Origin of the sequence: Flavobacterium chuncheonense (genome assembly GCF_042686145.1) — a bacterium.
In the GTDB taxonomy this organism is placed as follows: domain Bacteria; phylum Bacteroidota; class Bacteroidia; order Flavobacteriales; family Flavobacteriaceae; genus Flavobacterium; species Flavobacterium chuncheonense.
On the sequence record NZ_JBHUPC010000013.1, the window covers coordinates 175,873 to 192,104 of the forward strand.

A 16,232-nucleotide genomic window follows, 5' to 3' on the forward strand; every position below is an offset into this window, starting at 1 on the left:
TCTTTGAGGAGTAGCTTAATATCCTTTCTAATGTTCTCTGTTAATATAAATCCAACCTGTTTTAGAAGGCATGTCATTAAAGTGAATTACATAGTAATACGTTGCGTCTGGTAATTCTTTACCATTATCAGCCTTACCATTCCACTCATTAACATAATTGTTTTTAGAATAAACAATTCTACCGTAACGGTTAAAGATTTCTAATTTACTAACATTGAATGCTGATAAATCAAAGTTATCATTTAAACCATCATAGTTCGGAGAAATACCTTTTTGAATTTGACAACCTTTTGTTGTAACAATAAATGTTGAAGTTGCATAACAAATATCATCTGGTGTGAATGTATAAGTTGTACTTCCATTTAACGATGTATCAATTGTGCTTGGCGACCAAGTTCCTGTTAACTGATGTCCTTCAACAGACTCAATAGGGAACTCAACTTCAGCTCCAACACAAATTTCAACACCATCAAAAGTAACGATATCTTTTGCAATAATAGTCACTTCTAAAGTTCCCACACTAGCACACTGACCTTGATCTGGAGTGAAAGTATAAGTATAAGTACCCGCTACAGAAGTATCGATAGACGACACATCCCAAGTACCTGTAAATCCTTCTATTGAAGTAACTGGTAACGCAGAATTTGTATCACCTTCACAAAGTGCAATAGCATTAAATGTTGCAGGAGTACTAGCTGTGATAACAACTACAAATGTAGAACTTGCTCCGTTAATACAGTTTGCCACATCAGGTAATACTGTATAAGTAACTGTATAAGTACCAGGAGTACTATTTACTACATCAATCTCTCCTGTTGCGATATCAATTACTAAACCAGTTGTTGAAGTAAACTCACCACCTACTGCAAAGTTTGGTGCAGAAGTATCAGGTAATAAATTAGCATTATCATTACAAACTGGAGTTACATAAGTAAACGCAGTAACAGGATCAACTGTATTAGAGTTAGACAATGTAATACTTAACGGTTGTGAGTAACAATTAGTAATAGTATCATGAGCAACTAACGTATAGTTTCCAGCTGCTAAACCACTAAAAATTGGATTTGTTTGAACTGTATCAGCAGTACCATCATTTAAGATATACTCATAACTAGCAACAAATAAAGTATAAACACCTACACTAGAATAATCTTCAGCAGAAGTTGGATTACCCCAATCAACAGCTACCCAATCCGCAGGCTCCCAGTTAATAGATGGTAAAGTTGTACCAATAGTTACCCTTTGATAGTTATAACCAATTCCATAAGGACCAAATGGCGGTGTAAATGGAGTTCCATCAGGAGTTCCCCAAACATCAATTTCCACATCAGCACTAGTTGCTAATGCAATCTTGTCATTATTGTTAACACCAGAACAAGCGGTGAATTCTAAATCTGGAACAACTCCACCTTCATTAGCAGAACTTCCAATTTTAACTACTACAACATCATCATGAGCTAAAGTTCCTGTAAGAGGTAAATCACAAAGCGCTGTTGCTCCACCATTCACATAAACTTTAACCTTATAGTTTGATAAATCAACACTTGAACCAGTTCCGTTGTAGATCTCTACATATGTTAAAGAACCCGGTTGAGAATCTGTTACCTCAGAGATGAATAAATCACCAGGGTAATTCAATTGTGCAATAAGTGGAGACGTTACTTCAATAGAACCTTGTGGTGTAGCACATGTAGGATCTGTATTTGTTGTCTCTGGCAATGGAATATCTACAATAGCAACATTTGCAATTTGACTAAATACTGCATCAGTACAACCTGTAGTTGCATCAGTTACATCACCTAAAATAATTTGCATATTAACAGTTGTTGGAACGGTTAAAGTAGCTGTACCAGCAGCATCTAATACTATAGGTGCAGCACCTGGAGTACCATTTTGAGTATATGTTACAGAAGCACCTGGAGTACCATTAATAGTAAACACAGCGTCTGAACCAATACATGCAAATGGACTTGCAGCAAGAATGGTAGCAGTAGGTAGTGGATTTACAATCACTGAATGTGTATCAGTCACCGTAATATTACAAACTGAATTATAAATATTCAATAATGCTAAATCAACTGTACCAACTGCAGGAGCTGTAATAGTAATAGTAGCAATACCTGAAGCGTCAACAGTAACTGTTTCTACTACAGTAGACCCATTAATTGTATAATCAATATCAAAACCAGCAGAAGCTTGAATTGTAAACACTGCATCTTCTTCAAAACAAATTGGAGAATTTGAAGTTATACCCGTCACTGAAGGAGAAAAATCAACAATAGTTATTGGAGCTGGCGCTAAGATATCACATCCATTAATAGTGAACACAAAATTATCGTAAACACCTGCATCTAATCCATTGATGTTAATATCCCCATTGAAGTTAGCTTGAATATTCATTGGCCCAGTAGGCACATCGTTATCATCAAAAGTTACACTGTAAACGTCTCCAGGGTTAAATCCTGAAACTGTAATAACAGCATTTGAACTACCACACTGCTCGTCTTGCCAAGTGAAACTTGGTGTACCTTGGATTGCAAATGTAGCGATGAAGTTATTATTATTATTATTTACTAAAATAGTAGTTCCACAAGCAGTACCAGAACCATCATCACCCACCAAATCATAGTAAACCTCAATAACATAATCACCAGGTGTGAATGTAGTTAAGTCTAAGTTTGTAGATGTGATATCAGCCCAAATTTGATCACCAGCATTACAAGAGTTTCCATTTGTAAATGTTCCACCCGAACATGCTTCAACAAAAGTAAGCGGTAAAGTAGTAAATGCTCCTGGAGTTGAACCTGCAGCATATACTCTATAATACATGTTTGCACTACAAACTGTAGAAGCTGTATTTTCAAAAGAAACCAATTGACCACCATTTAATACTAAGTTCCCTGAGTTTTGAACATAAGTACCGAAATCATTATTTGTATAAACATTAGCAGGAGGTGCAATAGTACCACCAGTAACATTAAAATAGTCTCCATTAACAGCAGTCTCACATGTTTCGATATTAACAGCTGTTCCTAAAACGTTAAAGTCACATGTTCCTAAAATATCAACTACCATTGTGAATTGAGGTGAACATGCAAATGTAACAGGATCTGGGTTAAATACATAAGTATATGTACCTGCAACAGTAGCATCAATTTGCGTAGCTGGAACAGTAGTCACAGGAGTAGTTGTAGCGTCAGTAACCAATTCCCAAGTTCCCGTAACACCATTAGTATCGGTAGTAGCTAAAGGAATGTTTGCTGCTCCAACACATATAGGTGATGGGTTCACAAAAGTCGGTTGAATAACATCCAATACAGTAATAGTATAAGTATCCGAAGTATTACAAATCGAAGCCGGATCATTTGTACTTGCCGTTACTGTATAAACACCAGGAGCACCTGGAGTAAATAAAACAACATCATTAGCTGTAACAGCGATTGAGTTTGGATCTGAAGCAGTCCAAGTATAAACACCATTACTACCTGAAGCAGTTAAGTTAAGTGACTCACCTAAACATATAGTTGTAGCACCAGCTTCATCATCTTCTGTAAAATCTTCTGTTGGATCCACTGGATTTGAAGCAGTAACTTGTACACCTGTAGAAGTACAACCAGGTGAAGTAACCGTTACTGAATAATCACAAATTGCTCCTGCAAAACCATCAATCATTAAAATATAGGTTTGTCCTGGAGCCAATCCGTTAAATGTCAAAGCGTTTGTCCCTGGATTCATTGGAGAATAACAAGCTATACTACTAACTGGACCTGAACCTATTGTATTCGCACTAAATAAGAAGAACTGAACACCAGAACCATTCGTACAGTTTCCTACTAACACGTCTAATGTTACAGTTGTACAAGAAGCCTGAAAGGTCAAGAACGAGTTATTTTCAATAGATCCACAAAAAGCAGTCGATAATTCTGGCCATGTGTTCACCGTATAAGATCCAGAAGTATTACCACAATAACCATCCACTGTACAAACAGGCGTAGCATTAGGCGCATCATTACCTGCTGGTTCTGAACTACCACAACCTGCAAATAAAGTAGTAAAATTAATTGGCCCATTCCAGAAACTATTATCACCATTTCCACAATCTGCTCTTACCCAAAACTCATACTGTGTATTTGGATTTAAGTTGTTAATTGTAAAAGGATTTGATGTTGCAGGAATTGTTACAGCACCAGCTCCAGGATAACCTGTACCAACTGGCTGAACAACCACTAACCAACCACCTGCAGGAGGTGTAGTGTTATTATCTGTCCAAGTAACTTCTACAGAATCATCACTAATTGAAACAACCGATAAAGCTGTAGGAAGCGCACAAGTTGGAGGAGGCGTACAGAAAATACTAGCATCCCATCCCGCTTGATTAGCACTTGCAGTAGAAGTAAATTGGAAAGTCAAACATCCAGTTGAACTAGTAAATACAGGGGGTAAATTTGTCCCTTGATATGTACCTAAAACTGGAGCTGAAGTATTATTTCCATTATATACTGTTAAAATATCACCTGTAGCAGTAGCAAATGAATTGAAAATAGCCGTTACTACATCACCAGTTGTTTCTGGACAAATTGTCCAAAAAATATTTTCATTATTTCCATAGTTTCCTGTTGCACCACCTGTATCATAAAAATGATCTCCTGCACAATAATTAGGTGTAGTTGTAAAATTAGTTGGGAATGTCCAATCACTTATTACACCATTAGTTGCATCACAAGTTGTTCTTACATACACTGTATAAGGCGAATTTGAATTCAATCCTGGAATCAAATAAGAATACCCAGGAACTGAACTAGCATTTGGAACTGAACTAGCAGTTGGAGCTGGTGACCCAGTTGGAACCCAATAAATATCGTAAGGACCTGTACCACCTGTTGGATCTATCCATGAAACGGTAGCCGAACTTGAGTTTGCTCCAGTTACAGTTACGGCAATTGGCATAGGACATGCTGGCGGTGGCCCACATGAAATATTGGACGTCCATCCTGCTGCAACACCTGTTGCATTTGACACGAAATGAAAAGTCAAACATCCATTTGCTGCAGACGAAGTAAATGAAGGTGGCGTATTAGCTCCCGAATAGGAACCAAGTAAAGTAGCGCCTGTATTATCCCCATTGTAAACATATAGAATATCCCCTGCTTGAGTATTAAACGATGAAAAAGAAACCGTTACAACATCACCAGTTGTATCAGGACACAATACCGTTACTATGTTTTGATTGTTTCCATAGTTTCCAGAAGCACCTCCTGAATCACTAAAGTTACCCCCACAACCTGGCGGTAATTCCGTAGTAGTAAAAGTTCTTGGATCAGACCAAGGACTTGGATTATCAACATCACACAATGCTCTAACATAATACGTATAAGATGTTAAAGGCAATAATGGTGGATTTAAGGGATATGGACTCGAAACTGGAGAAATAAATGTTCCTGTACCTGGTGTAAAACCAATAGGACCATACTCAATTTCAAATTGCGTTGCTGGACCTGCATAACTCCATGTTAAAGTAGCTGATGTTGCTGCTGGAGCTGCTTGTAAGTTAGTAGGCGGAAAACATTGTTGATCCACTTTAACATTATCTAGCACCCAACGGTCACCATTGTTATTTTCGTGTACGAAAGCAAAATAAGCTTGTGTTCCTGCTGGATACGCATCCAACAAGATAAATTCTTGCTGACATGGACCATTTGGAAAATCCAACTCGTTATAAGTTGCTAATAACGTAAACGAAGTAACATCCGTTTGCGAAGTTGTTGAAATGTAAACTTTGTACACACTTCCTTGTTCACCAGACTGTGTTGATCTTCCGTAAAAACGAATTTGACCATTAGCAGGTATAGTTACCTGTGGTGTTACCAACCAGTCGATAGAAAACTGCCCTGCGGCAACAGTCTCACGATTTAAGTAGGCTGCTCTAGTGTCTTGACATACCAAAGAACCAAAGGTTGTAATTTGGACTGTGTTGTTTGACCCAACACCATTGTCAAAAAACTTCCAGGTTCCGGAATCTAACGCCCAATCACCTGTCGCTAAATCCGGCGTAGCCGTTCCTTCAAAATCCTCGAACAAGGCTTGCCCGTAGGAAGCAAAGGCGAACAATGAAAGAAAAACGAGTAATAATTTTTTCATTCTGTTAATATTATGTTATGGTTTGATTAATTTCTCAAAAATAGTAAAATTAAACTTTTTAAAAACATATAATGATAAAAAGTAACAAAACGTCGACGAAATGTTACATTTAACATACTAAAAAATGATTACTTTTGCTAAGAAAATATTATAAGTCATTTTGAAAGAAGGAACTAAAATCTATTTTGCATCCGACCAACACTTCGGAGCACCCACAAACAAAGAGAGTTTTCCACGTGAACAACGTTTTGTCCGTTGGCTAGAAGAAGTAAGAAAAGATGCTGCAGCAATATTTCTACTTGGTGATTTGTTTGATTTTTGGTTTGAATATAAAACCGTAGTACCCAAAGGTTTTGTAAGAGTTTTAGGAAAATTAGCAGAAATTAGAGATTCAGGCATACCAATTTATTTCTTTGTAGGAAATCATGACTTGTGGATGCACGACTATTTTGAAAAAGAATTAAACATTCCGGTTTACCACGATAACAAAATATTCACATATAATAACAAGACTTTTCTTATCGGTCATGGTGATGGAAAAGGTCCAGGCGATAAAGGATACAAACGCATGAAAAAAGTTTTTACCAATCCTTTTTCAAAATGGTTGTTTCGTTGGTTGCACCCAGATATAGGTGTAAAACTCGCCCAATATTTATCTGTTAAAAACAAAATGATTTCTGGAGAAGAAGATGTTAAATTTTTAGGAGAAGAAAACGAGTGGTTGATTTTATATGCTAAACGCAAATTAGAAACCAAACATTACGACTATTTTATATTCGGTCATCGCCACTTACCCATGATAGTAGATTTACCACAAGAATCTAAATATGTGAACTTAGGCGATTGGATAGGCTATTTCACTTACGGTGTGTTTGACGGAACAACTTTTGAACTAAAGGAATACAAAAATTAGTGTTCCTTTTCCAGTTCCGCTACTTCCTTTTCTAAATCCAATTTTCGAAATGAAGGAGAAATTAATGCTGTAACCACTACCGTACCGATAGTCATACATCCACCAAAAACAACAGCCCTTACTACTCCCATAAGTTTTGCCGTCACCCCACTTTCGAAAGCGCCAAGCTCATTGGAAGACCCAACAAAAATAGAATTCACTGAAGAAACACGGCCACGCATATTATCGGGTGTGTGCAATTGTAAAATAGTATTACGAATAACAACGGAAACACCATCAGCAACACCACTCAAGAAAAGCGCTACAACGGATAACCAAAAATACTCCGACAATCCAAATACAATAATACTTAATCCGAAAATAAAAATTGCTGTTAAAAGTTTAACACCCGCATTTTTATTGAGTGAAAAATACGCCGCTGCCAACATGGTAATAATAGAACCAACAGCGGGTGCTGCTCTAAGGATGCCAAATCCTTCTGAACCTACCTTTAAAATATCTTGTGCATAAACGGGCAACAAGGCCACTGCCCCACCAAACAAAACCGCAAACATATCCAAAGAAATTGCACCTAGTATGGTTTTGTTGTTAAATACAAATCTCACCCCTTCTTTCAAACTTTGAAAAACAGGTTCTCCTATTTTTGGATTCAAAATTGGTTTTCTTGAAATCTGACTCAACCAGAGTAAAGCAAAAAGTGTACAGATAAAAACCAAACACATCGACCAATGTACTCCCATAAAACCAATTGCTACACCAGCCAAAGCAGGACCAAACATAGAACCCAATTGCCAAGTAGAACTACTCCAAGTAGCAGCATTAGGATAATTTTTCTTTGGAACAATTAATGCCAATAATGAAAAAACTGTTGGACCAATAAATGCACGAACCAAACCACCTAAAAACACTAAGGCATAAATAATCCATAATACCATTGATTTTGAAAGAGATTCCACTAAACTAGGAACCGTAACCAAAAACAACCCTAAACTTACGACTGAAAAACCAAGCAGACACTTTACTAAAAGTCTCTTTTTCTCACTTTGATCCACAATATGCCCAGCAAACAAAGCCATAGAAACTGCAGGTATAATTTCCATTAACCCAATTATCCCAAGCGAAAGTGGATTTTTGGTTATACTGTAAACCTCCCATTCTATAATCACAAACTGCATGGACCATGCAAAAACCAATGCAAAACGCATAGCAAGAAAAAATCGAAACTCTTTAAATCGTAAGGCAGCGTAGGGGTCTTTTTTAGCCATCTGAAGATTGAATATCACGTAATTGAAGCTGCAAAGTTACAACATCTTGCCACTCATTCTCTTCAATTGAAACGATAGCATCAAACTTTAGGTGATTTTTAACATTTGAAAGTTTATCCCCTAAACCAAATCCGATTCCTGCATATGACATTGAATTTTTTTGCTTTACATAAACTTTAAGATGTTCATCATCTGCCCCCAATGTTCTAGCATAACCCGAATCTTCCAATTCCTTTACCAAAAATAAGGGTGTCATATTTTGAGGTCCAAAGGGTTCAAACTGTTTCAGAATACGAACCAATTTTGGTGTTATTTCTTTCAAGTTAATCTCAGCATCATACTCAATCTCTGGAATCAATAAATCGGGATGAATTGTTTGACGCACATGATTTTCAAACGCAAATTTGAATTTCTCATAATTCTCTTCCAGCAATGTCATTCCTGCTGCATACATATGCCCTCCGAATTGTTCCAAATATTCCGAACAAGATTCAAGCGCATTGTAAACATCAAAATCCTTTACCGATCGAGCTGAAGCTGCTAGTTTATCACCACTTTTCGTAAACACAATAGTAGGGCGGTAATATTTTTCAACCAATCGTGAAGCCACAATACCAATAACACCTTTGTGCCAATCTTCTTGATACACCACTGTCGAAAATCGCTCTTGCTCATTATTTAAGGTAATCTGTTGTAAAGCTTCTTGCGTAATTTGTTTATCCAAATCTTTACGAGTAGCATTATGCACTTCTAATTCTTCCGCAAAACCCAATGCTTGTTCCAAGTTAAATTCTGTCAACAACTGTACTGCATAATCACCATGCTTGATACGACCCGCAGCATTAATACGAGGTGCAATCGTAAATACCACATCGGTAATACTCAGTTGCTTTCTTTTTACATTTTGGATGAGCGCTTGAATTCCGGGACGAGGATTTGAGTTAATTACCTCCATACCAAACTTTGCCAATACCCTGTTTTCGCCTGTAATCGGAACAATATCAGCTGCAATAGCAGTTGCTACTAAATCCAAATAAGGAACCAAATCAGTTATGGATTGACCGCGTCTTTCTCCTAGAGCTTGAATCAACTTAAAACCCACTCCACAACCACACAACTCATCATAAGGATACGAACAATCGGAACGTTTCGGATCCAAAACCGCAACAGCATCTGGCAAAATATCTCCAGGACGGTGGTGATCACATATTATAAAGTCAATTCCTCTCTCTTTTGCAAATGCTACATGATCAACAGATTTAATTCCACAATCTAAAGCAATAATCAACGTTAAATCATTGTCTGCTGCAAATTCAATCCCTTTTACCGAAACCCCATAGCCTTCATTATAGCGATCAGGAATATAAGTTGCTACATTGGGATAGTAACTCCTCAGAAAACTAGACATTAAAGAAACTGCTGTAGTACCATCAACATCATAGTCTCCAAAAACCATAATGTTTTCATTATTTGCAATAGCGGTTTCAATACGAGTAACAGCCTTATCCATATCCTTCATTAAATACGGATCATGCAAATCATCCAAAGAGGGACGAAAAAAAGATTTAGCTTGTTCATAAGTTTCAACTCCCCGTTGAACAAGCAAGGTTGCAATTATAGGATCAACCTGAAGCGCTTCTTGTAAGGCAAGTACTTTTTCCTTTTTTGGCTTAGACTTTAAATTCCAACGCATAATGGTAACGATTAAAATTTAACAATGAACTATTTTGGCGTATATATAAATGTTGCTTTGGCGTAATAAATTACACCAAAGCTATTTTTTCAAAATGGATACCATCCCATCCGAACTGCATAAAGTTACGAATATTTTGATGATCTTCTTCTGACGGTGTTTCTAACACTTTTTGGTAATGCTCACCAAAAAGGAAAAGCGTATCCGCTTCATTCAACTCTTGCATTTTAGCAAATGAAAACACTTTGCATGAACCATTATTCATTCCTTCATCATTCATTAAATTCCCATTTTTAAAAGCCGAAGGAATAAAAGTATAAGTAGCATCTATAGTAGCAATTACATCAGCAAAAGGAATCACTTCATGGTTGTTTACTTTGCGAACCAATTGGTCAACACTCATCATATAATTTTAGTTTTTATGAAAGAACAATTTAATTTCAATACTTGCGAATTGACGGAACATTTCCATCACACCACAATATTTTTCAACCGACAAATCCACTGCACGTTGCAGTTTTGACTCATTCAAGTTATTACCATAAAAATGGTATTCAAGCACTACCGCATCATAAACTTTTGGATGTTCTTCTGTCAAATTTGCAATAGTTTCAATTTTAAAATCGTCAACTTCTAATTTCATTTTTTCAATTAGTGAAGCAACATCCAAACCTGAACACCCTGCTAAAGAAGAAAGCATCATCGCCTTTGGTCGCAAACCTGTTCCTTCTCCTCCGTGTTCTGCAGCCGCATTAATTAGAAAAGTTTCACCACTTGGATTTGTGGACTCAAACTGCATTTTTACTTTCCAAGTTGTGGTTACATTATGTGTAGCCATAAAAATCTTAATTAAACTTAATTTGTAATCTTACTATTATTTCTTCCCTCCTACACAAACCACAATTTCGCCTTTTGCAGGTTTTGCTTCAAAGTGTTGCAATACTTCTTCTGCCGATCCACGGACAGTTTCTTCATGCAATTTTGACAATTCACGAGAAACAGACACTGGGCGATCTGCACCAAAATATTGTACAAACTCAGACAAAGTCTTATTCAATTTGTGAGGCGATACATAAAAAATCATGGTTCTATATTCTTCCGCCAATGCTAAAAAACGCGTTTGTCTTCCTTTTTTATCTGGTAAAAAACCTTCAAAAACAAACTTATCATTTGGCAAACCACTATTCACAAGTGCTGGCACAAAAGCCGTAGCACCAGGTAAACATTCTACAGCGACATCATTTTCAACACAAGCACGCGTTAGTAAAAAACCAGGATCAGAAATAGCAGGTGTACCCGCATCACTAATCAAGGCAATTGTTTCTCCAGCTTGCATTCGCTTCACCAAACTTTCAACTGTCTTATGCTCATTGTGCATGTGATGACTATGCATGTGCGTTGCAATTTCAAAATGCTTCAACAACTTGCCACTAGTTCGTGTATCTTCAGCCAATATCAAATCTACTTCTTTCAAAACTTTGATCGCTCTGAAAGTCATATCATCAAGATTGCCAATTGGCGTTGGAACTAAATATAATTTACCCATGTATTACACAAACTTTCTTTCAACCATTTCTAAGAAACGGTTTTCATATTCTTCTTTACCATTCCAGTTATCGTAATCTGGTTTCACAAAATCTTCAATAAATCCTTTTGCTTCCTCATACGAATCAAATGTATTCAATTGCGACAATACGCGATTGAAGTCATCTGAACTTCCGGCAAATAATTTCTTTTCAAAAGCGATACGATCATTCAATCCGATATTAATACCTCTAGTCAAACGATCGTTCAACGACATTGTTCGTGGTTCTTCCACTACAACTTTCTGTGGTTCAAATATTGGTTCTTGAGCAACCGGAACAACCTTTTCTTCAACCTCAGCTTTTACCTTTACTGGCTCTTCAATAGGTTTTTCTACTGGAGCTGGTGCTACAGGTTCAAAAGTCATCTCAGATACCTGCTCAACAACTTGAGGTATATCTTCTACTTTTACAAAATCAAGATCTTGGTAATCTTGAGCAAAAACTTCATCAAATAAAGCCGTTTGAGGAGCACTCATCTCCTCCTGTTGCATTTTTATTTCTTCTTCTACTTGAACTGGTTCTTCTACTACAATTTCTTGTTGCACTTCAGCCACAATTTTAACCGGTTCTTCCACCACTTCTTCTGTAGTTTCTGGAGTTGTGATAACTTCTTCAACAACTTCCTCTACCACTTCTTGAATTTCCGAAACAGTTTCGACAACTTGTGGTACAACTTGCTCTTGTACACTTTCCACTATTGGTTCCTCTACAACTGCAGGAGCTTCTAATTTTGCTTCAAGATCTGCTTGAGCAATTTCATCTTTAACTGCTTCAAAGTTTTCTTCATAAAAACGCAAAACGGTCAATTGTTCGTACAACTTTTTTACCTCTTCATGTAACTGCTTCGTTTCAGAACGATTTTTTAATTTTAAAACACGGTGTGCAATACTGATTAATTCGGCTTCTAACTTTTTCTTCATAACTTTATACAATAGAAATTGAAATATGGATGCTTTTTTAATACTTTTGTTAAGCATACAAGTGCCTAACAGAACAAAATATTAATCGTCCGAAAGATACAAAATGTTTCTCGAAAATACAGTAAACCAATCAGAACAATTTGGGTGGATCGAAGTGATTTGCGGCTCAATGTTTTCTGGTAAAACAGAAGAGTTAATACGTAGATTAAAAAGAGCACAATTTGCCAAACAAAAGGTTGAAATTTTCAAGCCTGCTGTTGACCAGCGCTATCACGATGAAATGGTAGTTTCGCACGATGCAAATGAAATTCGTTCCACACCAGTACCAGTAGCAGGAAACATTAGAATCCTTGCTCAAGGCTGCGATGTGGTGGGTATTGATGAAGCCCAATTTTTTGATGACGAAATTGTTTCGGTATGTAATGATTTAGCAAACTCTGGAATCCGAGTAATAGTTGCTGGTTTAGACATGGATTTTAAAGGAAATCCTTTTGGTCCGATGCCTAATTTAATGGCAACTGCCGAATACGTAACTAAAGTACATGCCGTATGTACCCGTACTGGCAACTTAGCTAACTATAGTTTTAGAAAATCAAAAGATGAAAAACTAGTTTTACTTGGAGAAACTGAAGAATACGAACCACTAAGTAGGGCTGCATTTTTCAAAGCACTACAAGAAAATAAAGATACTGAATAAGTGACCTTTGATATAGCCAATATTGTAAAAGAAATTAACGCCCAAATTGTAGGCTCCTTTGACAACTATATTGTTGACAACATTTCGATTGACAGCAGGTCTTTACATAACAATTCGGGCACTTTATTTTTTGCGTTAAAAGGTCAAAACCACGATGCACACAATTACATTGCATCACTTATTAAAAAAGGCGTCTTTCATTTTGTAGTGGAATACATTCCTGAACATTTAGCATCAAAGGCAAATTTCTTAATAGTTGAAAACACCACACAGGCCTTACAACAAATTGCTGCCTATTATAGAAGTTTATTTGATTTCCCTTTCATAGGCATTACAGGTAGTAATGGAAAAACTATTGTAAAAGAATGGCTTAACTTTTTATTAAGTCCAGACTACAACATTGTAAGAAGTCCTAAAAGTTACAACTCGCAAGTAGGTGTTCCTTTATCTATATTTGGAATTAATGAACATCATAATTTAGGCATTTTTGAAGCCGGTATTTCTCAAAAAGGAGAAATGAAAAAACTGGAAAAAATTATCCTACCTAAAATTGGGATTTTTACTGCTTTAGGAAATGCACATGACGATGGTTTTGGATCCAGAGAAGAAAAAATAATTGAAAAAACATCATTTTTTAAAAACTGTGAAATTGTAATTTTAGAACAAAACAGCGACGTTGAAAAACATTTAAAAAACGCTGTTTTCAATTGGAGTTTTGACAATGAAAATGCTAACATATTTGTTAAGATAGTAAATCAGAATAACGGAAGTTCAACTTTAGCGATTCATTTCCAAAAGAACACATTTCAAGTTACCGTTCCATTTACAGATAATATTGCACTAAGCAACGCGATGACCTGTATTGCAACATTGTTGTTTTTAAAAATTCAACCCGATGTTATTGCTGAAAGAGTAACCAGATTATATCCTGTAGAAATACGCCTTCAGGCCAAAAAAGGGATTAACAATTGCGTACTGATTGACGACTCGTATTCTTCCGATTATCAGTCGTTAAAAATGGCTTTGGACTTTTTAGAACAACAAAAATTACATCAAAAGAAAACCATAATTCTTTCCGATGTTTTCCAAGGTGGATTTCCATTGGAAAAACTATATACTAAAGTAGCTACGGCTATTCAAAACAATAAAATTGACCGTGTTATCGTTATTGGCGAAACCATTTCGAAACATCTTACAGATGTACCCAACTTAATTGCTTTTCAATCTACTTCTGAATTTTTACAACAATTCAACACGCAATCATTTCAAAATGAAACCATCTTAATCAAAGGCGCTAGAAGCTTTAATTTTGATGAAATTGTGGTATTATTAGAAGAGAAAAAGCATGAAACAGTTTTGGAAATTAACCTTGATGCTATTTCGTACAATCTTAATTTTTACAAATCAAAATTAAACCCTGCCACTAAAGTAATGGTTATGGTTAAAGCTTTTGGATATGGCAACGGAGGATACGAAATTGCAAAATTGTTAGAGCACAACAAAGTCGATTATTTGGGCGTAGCCTTTGCAGACGAAGGAGTTGAATTACGCAAAGCTGGAATTACATTACCCATAATTGTTTTGAATCCTGAAAACAGTAGTTTTAATGCCATGATGGCTTATGATTTAGAACCCGAAATCTATTCCATAACAGGGCTTAGAGCATTTCTACAACTTGCACAACAAAAAAACGTTTCGTCGTACCCAATTCATATCAAACTCGATACCGGAATGCACCGATTGGGATTTGAAGCAAAACACCTAGACGAACTATGCGAACTACTACACCATAACAATTTCATAGAAGTAAAAAGTATTTTTTCACATTTGGCAGCTTCAGATGACACTAGTTTTGATAATTTTACAAAATTACAGTTTGAACGTTTTACAGAAAATTCAAATCGCATTATTGAAGTTTTAAAAAACAAACCTATTCGTCATATTTTAAACACTTCTGGAATATTCAATTACCCAGAATACCAATTGGAAATGGCACGATTAGGCATAGGCTTATACGGAATAGGAAATTCTGAAATTGAAAATCAAAAACTGCAGAATGTAAGCACTTTAAAAAGTGTTATCTCGCAAATTAGAATTGTAGAACCCGGAGAAAGTATTGGTTATAGCCGAAAATATCTTTTGAAAAAACAACTTAAAGTAGCCACCATTCCTGTAGGCTATGCCGATGGTATTCGCAGAGGGTGGGGAAATGAAAAAGGATACGTTTTAATTCACAACCAAAAGGCAGCAATATTAGGAAACATTTGCATGGACATGTTAATGGTAGATGTTACTTCTATTGAATGCCAACCAAGTGACGAAGTAATCATATTTGGCGATTCTCCAAACGTTATCGAAATTGCCAAAACTATGAATACAATACCTTATGAAATTCTTACGGGTATTTCTCAAAGAGTAAAGCGTGTATTTTTCAAAAATTAATTTTTTAAATATTTTTTAGTATTTTCGTGTTAACTAACCATTAAAACTTTTTGTATGCTAAAAGAATTTAGAGATTTTGCAATGAAAGGAAACCTAGTTGACATTGCCGTCGGTTTTGTCATGGGAGCTTCATTTAACAAATTGGTTTCGTCTTTTACAGGCGGTATAGTTTCACCATTAATTGGTTTGATTTTTAAATCTGATTTTAAAGATTTGAAATACGTAATTCAAGAAGGTACCAAAAATGCTGATGGTGTATTAGAAGGAGAAGTTGCGGTACATTGGGGTGAATTTTTAACTAATGTTATTGATTTTATCATCATCGCTTTTGTTATGTTCATGATTGTAAAAGGTGTAAACGCATTGAAGAAAAAAGAGGAAGCTGCACCAGCTCCACCAGCAGGTCCAACACAAGAGGATTTGTTAGCAGAAATACGCGATTTATTGAAAAAGTAACCGTAAACGCTACACTATATATTCTAACTAAACCCCGATTTTTTCGGGGTATTTTTTTTAACAAAAATAAAGTTTTTTAAAAAAATGTTATTTTTTTAGTTTTTTTAGCTTTGTAATGAGAA

General features: G+C 36.1%; 11 protein-coding genes. 4 read left to right on the forward strand and 7 right to left on the reverse strand.

The genetic code is table 11. From position 1 onward, the window contains the following. Window positions 1-27: 27 nt before the first annotated feature. Window positions 28-6,138 (reverse strand): fibronectin type III domain-containing protein, encoded by a 6,111-nt coding sequence (locus ACFS5J_RS08360; protein WP_379811643.1) that lies wholly within the window; start codon window positions 6,136-6,138, stop codon window positions 28-30. Between the two features lie 160 nt (window positions 6,139-6,298). On the opposite strand from ACFS5J_RS08360, the gene ACFS5J_RS08365 reads away from it, so the two are divergent. Further along, window positions 6,299-7,051 carry a UDP-2,3-diacylglucosamine diphosphatase gene (locus ACFS5J_RS08365; RefSeq protein ID WP_379811644.1) on the forward strand — a complete coding sequence of 251 codons (753 nt, stop codon included), beginning with the start codon at window positions 6,299-6,301 and terminating at the stop codon, window positions 7,049-7,051. On the opposite strand, the gene ACFS5J_RS08370 is transcribed toward ACFS5J_RS08365, so the two are convergent. The 6 genes from ACFS5J_RS08370 to ACFS5J_RS08395 form a co-directional block, all read right to left on the reverse strand. Further along, window positions 7,048-8,316 (reverse strand): MFS transporter, encoded by a 1,269-nt coding sequence (locus ACFS5J_RS08370; RefSeq protein ID WP_379811645.1) that lies wholly within the window; start codon window positions 8,314-8,316, stop codon window positions 7,048-7,050. The two genes, ACFS5J_RS08365 and ACFS5J_RS08370, sit on opposite strands and share 4 nt — an antisense overlap. Then, a complete protein-coding gene (recJ, locus tag ACFS5J_RS08375) occupies window positions 8,309-10,009 on the reverse strand; it encodes a single-stranded-DNA-specific exonuclease RecJ (RefSeq protein WP_379811646.1) in 1,701 nt (566 codons plus the stop codon). Before recJ ends, ACFS5J_RS08370 begins: the two co-directional genes overlap by 8 nt. A 70-nt stretch (window positions 10,010-10,079) precedes the next feature. After that, complete coding sequence (locus tag ACFS5J_RS08380) at window positions 10,080-10,415, reverse strand: HopJ type III effector protein (protein ID WP_379811648.1); 336 nt, start codon at window positions 10,413-10,415, stop codon at window positions 10,080-10,082. Between the two features lie 6 nt (window positions 10,416-10,421). Continuing rightward, a complete protein-coding gene (locus ACFS5J_RS08385; protein WP_379811649.1) occupies window positions 10,422-10,847 on the reverse strand; it encodes an OsmC family protein in 426 nt (141 codons plus the stop codon). Between the two features lie 36 nt (window positions 10,848-10,883). Next, complete coding sequence (gene rsmI / locus ACFS5J_RS08390; protein ID WP_379811650.1) at window positions 10,884-11,555, reverse strand: 16S rRNA (cytidine(1402)-2'-O)-methyltransferase; 672 nt, start codon at window positions 11,553-11,555, stop codon at window positions 10,884-10,886. A 3-nt stretch (window positions 11,556-11,558) separates the two neighbouring features. Further along, complete coding sequence (locus ACFS5J_RS08395) at window positions 11,559-12,515, reverse strand: hypothetical protein (protein WP_379811651.1); 957 nt, start codon at window positions 12,513-12,515, stop codon at window positions 11,559-11,561. 103 nt (window positions 12,516-12,618) lie between these two features. Here ACFS5J_RS08395 and ACFS5J_RS08400 point away from each other — a divergent pair, with 103 nt between their 5' ends. The 3 genes from ACFS5J_RS08400 to mscL are packed head-to-tail and all read left to right on the forward strand — an operon-like array spanning window position 12,619 to window position 16,110. Further along, on the forward strand, window positions 12,619-13,212 hold the full coding sequence (locus tag ACFS5J_RS08400) for a thymidine kinase (protein ID WP_379811652.1): 594 nt from the start codon (window positions 12,619-12,621) through the stop codon (window positions 13,210-13,212). Beyond that, on the forward strand, window positions 13,213-15,654 hold the full coding sequence (locus ACFS5J_RS08405; protein WP_379811653.1) for a bifunctional UDP-N-acetylmuramoyl-tripeptide:D-alanyl-D-alanine ligase/alanine racemase: 2,442 nt from the start codon (window positions 13,213-13,215) through the stop codon (window positions 15,652-15,654). 54 nt (window positions 15,655-15,708) lie between these two features. Continuing rightward, window positions 15,709-16,110 (forward strand): large-conductance mechanosensitive channel protein MscL, encoded by a 402-nt coding sequence (gene mscL / locus ACFS5J_RS08410; RefSeq protein WP_379811654.1) that lies wholly within the window; start codon window positions 15,709-15,711, stop codon window positions 16,108-16,110. Window positions 16,111-16,232 lie beyond the last annotated feature (122 nt).

Coding starts and splice junctions, on each gene's coding strand:
- ACFS5J_RS08395 (WP_379811651.1), bottom strand. CDS start 12,515: ATGAAGAAAAAGTTAGAAGCCGAATTAATCAGTATTGCACACCGTGTT.
- ACFS5J_RS08400 (WP_379811652.1), top strand. CDS start 12,619: ATGTTTCTCGAAAATACAGTAAACCAATCAGAACAATTTGGGTGGATC.
- ACFS5J_RS08385 (WP_379811649.1), bottom strand. CDS start 10,847: ATGGCTACACATAATGTAACCACAACTTGGAAAGTAAAAATGCAGTTT.
- rsmI (WP_379811650.1), bottom strand. CDS start 11,555: ATGGGTAAATTATATTTAGTTCCAACGCCAATTGGCAATCTTGATGAT.
- recJ (WP_379811646.1), bottom strand. CDS start 10,009: ATGCGTTGGAATTTAAAGTCTAAGCCAAAAAAGGAAAAAGTACTTGCC.
- ACFS5J_RS08360 (WP_379811643.1), bottom strand. CDS start 6,138: ATGAAAAAATTATTACTCGTTTTTCTTTCATTGTTCGCCTTTGCTTCC.
- mscL (WP_379811654.1), top strand. CDS start 15,709: ATGCTAAAAGAATTTAGAGATTTTGCAATGAAAGGAAACCTAGTTGAC.
- ACFS5J_RS08370 (WP_379811645.1), bottom strand. CDS start 8,316: ATGGCTAAAAAAGACCCCTACGCTGCCTTACGATTTAAAGAGTTTCGA.
- ACFS5J_RS08380 (WP_379811648.1), bottom strand. CDS start 10,415: ATGATGAGTGTTGACCAATTGGTTCGCAAAGTAAACAACCATGAAGTG.